This window comes from Mesorhizobium sp. M7A.F.Ca.CA.004.04.2.1, assembly GCF_004022825.1.
Classification (GTDB): domain Bacteria; phylum Pseudomonadota; class Alphaproteobacteria; order Rhizobiales; family Rhizobiaceae; genus Mesorhizobium.
The window spans coordinates 1-3,840 of record NZ_RZPH01000587.1 but is presented as its reverse complement, the minus strand read 5'-3'; the positions used below and the strand labels follow the sequence as shown (position 1 = coordinate 3,840).

General features: G+C 65.1%; 3 protein-coding genes and 1 pseudogene. All 4 read right to left on the bottom strand.

Features of this window, described 5'->3' with window-relative positions; genetic code table 11:
- Window positions 1–516: pseudogene (locus EN893_RS23195) on the bottom strand (ABC transporter permease); the annotation flags it as partial.
- A 2-nt stretch (window positions 517–518) separates the two neighbouring features.
- The gene (locus tag EN893_RS23190; RefSeq protein WP_127267959.1) at window positions 519–1,616 is read right to left on the bottom strand and encodes an ABC transporter permease; all 1,098 of its coding nucleotides are present in this window, start codon (window positions 1,614–1,616) and stop codon (window positions 519–521) included.
- A complete protein-coding gene (locus tag EN893_RS23185) occupies window positions 1,613–3,181 on the bottom strand; it encodes an ABC transporter ATP-binding protein (RefSeq protein ID WP_127270365.1) in 1,569 nt (522 codons plus the stop codon). The genes EN893_RS23190 and EN893_RS23185 overlap by 4 nt, the downstream gene beginning before the upstream one ends.
- Window positions 3,182–3,259: 78 nt before the next feature.
- Window positions 3,260–3,840 (bottom strand): BMP family ABC transporter substrate-binding protein (locus EN893_RS23180; RefSeq protein ID WP_128361801.1); only part of this gene is annotated, 581 nt, incomplete at its 5' end.

Genomic DNA, 3,840 nt, shown 5'->3' with positions numbered 1-3,840 from the left:
GCCGAGTTGCGTGCGCCGATAGAGGTAGCTCATGCCGAAAACCAGCGCGACCGCCAGATAGACGATCAGATGATGCTTGAAGAATGCAGGCCCGATGACCGGGATGTCCGAAAGCAGCGGAATGACGGTCGCATCCGCCGCGGGCAGGCGCGGGTAGCTGCGTGAGAACTGGAAATGGTGGAGCAGTGCCGTCAGGCCCTCGAGCCCCAAGGTCAGCGCGATGCCGATGACGATCTGGTTCAGCCCGATGCGCACGCAAAGCAGCGCCATGACAAGCGCCACCGCAGCACCCCCGGCGGCACCGGTGAGAAAACCCAGCCACAGCGACCCGGAATAGAAAGCGCCGACAAAGCCGAGATAGGCGCCGGCCAGCATCATGCCTTCGATGCCGATATTGAGCACGCCCGCCTTCTCGGAGATCTGCTCGCCGAGCCCGGCAAGCAGCAGCGGGATCGCCGCGGTGACGGCGCCGAACAGGAGCGCGCTGAGAAAGACTTCGCTGAACAGCCCGGTCATGCCTAGGCCCTCCGCGACTGGTTGTATCGGTGATCGAAATATTCGGCGAGCGCGAGCACGATCAGCACGATGGAAACCAGCACCAGAGTGAAATGATTGGGCACGCCGAGCCGGCGCGCCGCGCTCTCGCCGCCGATCGAAAGCACCGAGAGCAGGAACACGAAGCCGATTGCCGCAAAGCCGTTCATGCGGGCGAGAAACACGGCGGGAATCACGGCAAGCCCATAGGCGGGATTCCAGTCGGCGCGGACATTGCCCTGGACGCCGATGATGTCGACGGCGCCGGCAAGCCCGGCCAGCCCGGCCGAAATGGCGAAGACGGCGACGGTCAGGCCGGGGACACCGAGTCCCGAGTGAACCGCCGCGCGTGGATTGGCGCCGACGATCCTCAGCTTCAGCCCGAACGCCGTGCGCGTCATCACCAGATGCACGATGACGATCGCCGCCAGCCCAAGCAGCAAGCCGCTGGTGATGGTCGTTTCGAACAGGCGCGGCAACCGGTCTTCCACCGGCAGCGTACGGGTCTGCGGCACGGTCGTGTTGGGGTCGCGAAACGCCAGCTTGACCAGCACATTGGCGAGCGAGGTGCCGAGGAACGTCATCATCAGCGTGGTGATGATCTCGTTGACGCCCTGATAGGCACGCAGCAGGGCCGGCACCAGCGACCAGATCATCGCCACCACCATGGCGATGAGGAACGAGCAGACCAGCGCCAGCCAGGCTGGCATGACCTGCACGAACATAGGAGCGCTGGCCGCCGCCGTCACCGCGCCGAGCAGGAACTGGCCGTCGCCGCCGAGATTCCACATGCCGGCGCGAAAGGCCACGATCAGGCCGGCGGCAAGAAACAGCAGCGGCGCCATGCGCGTCAGCGTCTGCTGGATGCCGAGCGGCGAGAACAGTCCTTTCTCCAGCACGAAGCCGTAGTAGGCGAGCGGGTCGACGCCGACCGCAAGCAGGATACAGCCGGCTATGACGAGAGCGATGAGGATCGGGCCGAGCGTCATCAGCAGCCGATGCGCGATGTCGCGGCGCGTCCTTGCCCCGCTCGTGGCATCGAGTGCGGTGGCACTGACCGTGGGTGCGGTGTCGATGCTCATGCGGCAAGTCCGATCATCAGGCGACCGACCTTGGTGCGGGCATCGTCGGCATTCTCGACGGTGCCGACCAAAGCTCCGTCGGCGATGACGGCGATGCGGTCGCACATGCCAAGCAATTCCTCGAGGTCGGTGGAGATCAGCAGCACCGCAAGGCCACGCGCCGCCGTGTCGCGAATGCGCTGGCGCGACGCCAAAGTGTTGGCGAGATCGAGCCCGTAGGTCGGCTTGTTGAAGATCACCACCTTGGCGCCCTCAGCCAGTTCCCGTGCCAGAAGCACCTTCTGGATGTTGCCGCCGGACAGCCGCGCGACAGGCGTCTTCAGGCTCGGCGTACGCACGTCATATTCGCGCACGAGCTGGGCGGCGCGCTTGTCGATCTCCGCGCGCTGCTCGACGCCGTTGCGCCAGAACGGGGCCGCGCCGACCTGCTTGAGGAAGAAGTTGATCGAGACCGGGAAGGTTCCGACAGTGCCCTCGCCCAGCCGGTCGTCGGTCAGGTAGCGAAGGCCGCGCCGGCGGCGCTCGCCGACGCTCAGCGTCTCGATGGCGGCGCCGTCCAGCCGTATCGAGCCGCCGGCAGCTGTACGCTGGCCGGCCAGCGCTTCCGCCAGTTGCTTCTGGCCGTTGCCGTCGATGCCGGCAATGCCCAGGATCTCGCCCGGGCGGATGTCGAAGGAGATCGACGACAGGCCCGGCGCATTGTCCGTCGGCGCGACCGCCAGATCTGCGACCTGAAGCAGCGGGGCCGCTTCTGCTCGGGCAGTGCGGACCGGACGCTCGACGGCTTCCGGATCATCCTTCTGCTTGCCGAACATCAATTCCACGATCTCCGAGACGATCTCCTGTTCGCCCAGCGCGCGAAACCGCTCGGGCGGGATCTCGCCGACCTTGCGGCCGAGCTTCAGCACCGAGATGCGATCGCCGAAGGCAGCCGCCTCCTTGAGCTTGTGGGTGATGAAGACGATCGCCAGGCCCTGCTCGACAAGGCGGCGCATCAGTGCGCCGAGTTCGTCGATGCCTTTCGGCGTCAGCATGGAGGTGGACTCGTCAAGGATGAGCAGCCGGCTGTTGCGCAGCATCGCGCGCAGAATCTCGACCTGCTGCTGCTCGCCGAGCGACAACTCCGATACCTTGGCTTGAAGCTTGACGGTGATGCCGAGCGTGCCGGTGATCTCGGCGACGCGCGCCGCCAGTTCCTCGGTCCTGGGGCGCTGCCACCACGGCCCGCCAAGCAGGAGATTTTCCGCCACCGTCAGCGTCGGCACCAGCATCATGTGCTGGAATACAGTGCCGATGCCGAGTGTCAGCGCATGGCGCGGCGAGGTGATCGGCGTCGGTTTGCCGTCGACCAGTATGCGTCCTTCGTCCGGCTGCTGCAGGCCGGACAACATGCCGATCAGTGTCGATTTTCCAGCGCCGTTCTCGCCCAATAGCACATGCACTTCGCCCGGGCGGATCGACAGGTCGACGCTGTCATTGGCAACGATGCCGGGGAACCGTTTGGTCACGCCTTCAAGCGCGACGATGTCGCGCCCTGCAACGGACGATGAAGAAAAACCGCTCATGAAAGCCCAGCACCAAAAAAACGGGAATCGTCCGGAGGGGTGAACGGATCACCCCTCCGGCAGCCGGCCGTGATCGCCTTACTGGGCGACGCTGGTCATCAATGCCCTGACGGCGGCCGCGTCATAGACCGGCTCAACCTTGATCTTGCCGGAAATGACGTCCTCGCGCAGCGCCTGGATTTCCGTCCAGGCATTGTCCGGGATCGCAGCGGTCTTCAGCAGCTTGACCGAGTCGTCCTTGAGGCCGATCGTATAGTGTTTGGTGCCGAACGTGTCGGCCTTCAGGTCGGCAATCATCGCCGCATAGACCGGCTCGATGTTCCACACCACCGACGACAGCAGGAAGCCCTTGTCGATCGGTGACTTGTCGCCGATGACGTCGATGAAATAGACCTTGCCGCCATCGGCTGCCTTGGTCGTCTCGACCGCCTGCAGCATGCCGAAGCTCGAACCGTTGCCTTGGCCGAAGATGATGTCGGCACCCGATGCGATCACGCTTTCGGTGACGCGCTTGCCGCCGGCCGCGTCGCTGTAGGCGGCAGGGCCGATCACCGCATAGGTGATCTTGACGTCAGGGTTTTCCGCCTTCACGCCTTGTGCGAACGCCGCCGACTGCGAATTCCACGATGGCGGTTCGCCCGAGACGACGATGCCGACCG

Excerpts from the sequence above, each read along its gene's own strand:
- EN893_RS23185 (WP_127270365.1), bottom strand. The coding sequence starts at position 3,181 with ATGAGCGGTTTTTCTTCATCGTCCGTTGCAGGGCGCGACATCGTCGCG.
- EN893_RS23190 (WP_127267959.1), bottom strand. The coding sequence starts at position 1,616 with ATGAGCATCGACACCGCACCCACGGTCAGTGCCACCGCACTCGATGCC.